Source organism: Arcicella sp. GW458-12-2-14-TSB2, assembly GCF_059423785.1.
Genome location: NZ_JBWKYN010000300.1, coordinates 1 through 3,431 on the forward strand (window position 1 = coordinate 1; position 3,431 = coordinate 3,431).

The 3,431-nt window shown below is 34.8% G+C and carries 6 protein-coding genes; 4 read left to right on the forward strand and 2 right to left on the reverse strand.

The window, feature by feature from the left end; all coding sequences use genetic code 11:
* Positions 1–131 precede the first annotated feature (131 nt).
* A complete protein-coding gene (locus AC07XN_RS23830; RefSeq protein WP_494744862.1) occupies positions 132–515 on the reverse strand; it encodes a hypothetical protein in 384 nt (127 codons plus the stop codon).
* The gene (locus tag AC07XN_RS23835) at positions 512–904 is read right to left on the reverse strand and encodes a HEPN domain-containing protein (RefSeq protein WP_494744863.1); all 393 of its coding nucleotides are present in this window, start codon (positions 902–904) and stop codon (positions 512–514) included. Before AC07XN_RS23835 ends, AC07XN_RS23830 begins: the two co-directional genes overlap by 4 nt.
* A 349-nt stretch (positions 905–1,253) precedes the next feature.
* Between AC07XN_RS23835 and AC07XN_RS23840 the strand changes: the two genes are divergently transcribed.
* The 4 genes from AC07XN_RS23840 to AC07XN_RS23855 all read left to right on the forward strand — a co-directional run bounded on the left by AC07XN_RS23840 (position 1,254) and on the right by AC07XN_RS23855 (position 3,346).
* Complete coding sequence (locus AC07XN_RS23840) at positions 1,254–1,847, forward strand: RNA polymerase sigma factor (RefSeq protein ID WP_494744864.1); 594 nt, start codon at positions 1,254–1,256, stop codon at positions 1,845–1,847.
* On the forward strand, positions 1,844–2,305 hold the full coding sequence (locus tag AC07XN_RS23845; RefSeq protein ID WP_494744865.1) for a hypothetical protein: 462 nt from the start codon (positions 1,844–1,846) through the stop codon (positions 2,303–2,305). The genes AC07XN_RS23840 and AC07XN_RS23845 overlap by 4 nt, the downstream gene beginning before the upstream one ends.
* A gap of 41 nt (positions 2,306–2,346) precedes the next feature.
* On the forward strand, positions 2,347–2,778 hold the full coding sequence (locus AC07XN_RS23850) for a hypothetical protein (protein ID WP_494744866.1): 432 nt from the start codon (positions 2,347–2,349) through the stop codon (positions 2,776–2,778).
* A 184-nt stretch (positions 2,779–2,962) separates the two neighbouring features.
* The gene (locus AC07XN_RS23855; RefSeq protein WP_494744867.1) at positions 2,963–3,346 is read left to right on the forward strand and encodes a hypothetical protein; all 384 of its coding nucleotides are present in this window, start codon (positions 2,963–2,965) and stop codon (positions 3,344–3,346) included.
* The last annotated feature ends 85 nt before the right edge of the window (positions 3,347–3,431 follow it).

Consider the following 3,431-nt stretch of genomic DNA (forward strand, 5'->3'; position numbering starts at 1 on the left):
ATGTTAATTTCTATTAGGGTGTGACTTAAGTCACACCCTAATAGAAATTAACATAATACGTCTCCTAGCCCAGAGGGCTGATAATAGTCGTCACTCGTAAGATACGAGCGACTGCATGAGCTCTAATAATATTACGCTAATTGTTTTTGACTTGCAGAGGTTATGATAAAAGCTTGCTTGATAGATAATCCAAAAAACGTATAATCTTTTATTTCTATAGCACCATGCTCAATATGAAATGTGTTCTGAATCATAGGAAGTTCAGGATTATCTTCATCAATAATTACAATTTTCGAAATATTCACTATCTCTGTTACATCTAAACTTCTCTGTACGTATCCTGCCACATATTGCATAACTTCCCACTTGTTGTTCTTAATCCAATCAGCCGCTACCACTATATCCCATTTATCTATTGCATCCTCTCTTAGGAATAAAGCAAAGAATTCAAAGTCTCCTTTTTCTTTAGAGATTTCCTGTTCAATTTTTGAAAACTTTTCAATAAGATTCTTCATAACATTTGTATTAATCTTTTTGTACTATCAATCATCCCTTGTGCTATTTTAGCATCAATAATAGTGTTGTTATAACGACTTTCTGGATTCCAGTTATTAACAGTAGACCAATCTGCCATGTGACTACTTTTAATTAAGATTTCCTTTCCAGTAAACGCTAGCAAATCATCCAGTGAATGGGTTTTTAAGCTTTTCTTAGACTCAAATTCTTTTCCCGTATTAGGGAAACCAGACCAATTCAAGACATTACATATACTATGTTTCAATGCAATTTCTACTGCATAACCACATAAATAATAAGAACCATTAAATCTGCCACCATCATACAGTACTTGTGCATCCTCAATTCGCTCTGTATAAAGGTTAATCAAATCTTGTTTACTAATCATAATATAAGCTCAATTTTAAAGAATCTAAGTGTATCATGTATAATAATATCTAATAACGTTAACTATCTATCACAACGCAAGATTTACGATAAAAATTACTACATATATGTAGAATATGCAAGCAAAAATTTTATAAAACGCTAACACTATGCATACTTAACGTAATATTATATTACACGAAACAGAGATAGGCTTTTAAATATCGATAATAATTGAGTTATTGCCAACCTAGCCCAGAGGGCTGATAATAGTCGTCACTCGTAAGATACGAGCGACTGCGTTATTCAAATATTTATCATTTTGATTAAAATTGTTGCAACTTTAAATGCACTGGGCGGTCTAATCAATAATGAGTCATGCAAACAAAAATAATCTAGATGATCACCGCTTGGTATCTGCCGTACTAAACGGTGACCGCCATGCGTTTGGCTTGATTATCCGACAGACGGAAAGACTGGTGTCGCAGATGACTTTTAAGATGATTAACAATCCGGGCGACCGTAAGGATATTGCACAGGATGTTTACCTAAAAGTCTTTAAAAACCTGTCTGACTTCCAATTCAAATCCAAACTATCTACGTGGATTGGTCAGATTACTTATAATACCTGCCTACAGTACATTGAAAAAAAGAAGCTGGTCTTACTAGAAAATTTTGGGCAAGAAGATGATACTCTTGAAAATCAACTAACAAGTGAATCACATAATGATGTCGAAGAAGTATTGTTGGGGAAAGAACTAGCCAATATTTTAAACGCTGAGATTGACCTTCTCCCACCGCTTTACAAAACATTAATATCCTTGTATCATCAAGAAGAATTGAGTTATATCGAAATTGCGGACATTACATCATTGCCTGAAGGTACTGTAAAAAATTATATCTTCAGGGCTAGGAAAACATTAAAGGAAAGTATTTTATCAAAATATAAAAGGAACGAGTTATGATAACAGCACATCTCACCGAAAACGAGATTCAGCTTTATGTAGCTGAACCACAAGCCATCAGTAAAGCACAGATAGCGCATATCCAAGGCTGTGCTAGTTGCCGTACTAAAGCTACCAATTACGAACTTTTATTTAAGGGTATCGGCGATGTTCCCCACCCTACTTTTGACTTCGATTTGTCAGCCTTGGTATTAGCACAATTGCCTGTAGCGGTACCCAAAAAAGCTTTTCCGTGGGCTACTTTGCTTATCTCTTTCTTATCAGTCGCTATCATAGTGGCGAGTATTTGCCTTTTATGGACAGCCCTAGAAAGTGTTATGAAGGTAATGCCAAGCATTATGTTGTCCATTGCTGGTACAGGTGTAATCGTGATTTTGGCGTTTCAGTGCATGGAGATGCTGAAAGAACATCAAAAAAGAATGCAAGCTTTATTATTTCAAAAAACATTGCAACTTTAATCTGGCTGGTCGGTCTAATGTGGTATAAACAATAAAAAGACATGAAAAAAATATTAATATCGGCCTTATTGATTGCCTCTGCGCTGTCAACCAATGCTCAAAGTGAATTTGACCCACTAACCAACAAGACTACTTTTGAGGAAATGTTTCGTAGTGTGGTCATCTTGTTATTATGCTATCTCGTCACTAGTTTTATTTTGAATATCATCAAACTGTTTCTGGACGAACGTCTGAAAAAAAAGATTGTCGAAACTGGAACTTCCGAAGGCATAGTAGCCCAGTTATTACCCACTAAGGTAGACGACAAAAATAGCACCTTAAAATGGTTTAGTGTACTTACGGGTATTGCTATCGCACTTGTCATCATTGGCTTCACTCAATTGAGTGGCATTTTTGCGGCAGCAATCATCGCCTTTAGTTTGGCCATTGGCTTTTTAGGTTATTTTTTCTTGAGCAAGTATCTGTCGAGGTAGGAGTTGTGAGTTTTGATTAAAATACTGACAATCAATATTTTAATACGCAAAACCCACAGGTTTTAAAGTTTTCATCCCTAGCGAGGGACTTAAGTCCCTCACTAGAAATAAAGGTAGAAATTTATCAGTTCTAAAAATAGGCATTGACAATGCTATCCTCTTTATCATATTAACCTTTAAAAAGATGACAAAAAATAATATCATCCTAACGATTACGCTGTTTTCGTTAGGCATTGGGTTGCTGTATTTACTGACTAAAAAAAGTGATGGCAAAACCGAAATCTATGTAAAAGAAACAAAAAAGACTTATTCTTTTGGTGCAAGTTTCAACCCAACGAAAATGCCAAGAATAACCAGTTATTTAAATAACTACCTTGCTTCAGAGGGTGCTTTTAATATTAGTCAAAATTTTGAAGAAGAGATTGTGTTAAAAGACAAAACTACTTTTCAGTTAGAAACCTCTGAGGGTGAAATAACAATAACGGCAGATAAAAGAAATAATGCTGTTCTTTCAATTGAACGGATTAGGAAAATGGGTTTGGAGATTAAAGATTTAATTGCTCAGTAATAGCTAATTTTACTTTATTTTAAAGCCTTCCAATTTGACTATCAATAGCTTATATATATTTATTTCTAGCGAGGGACTTAAGTCC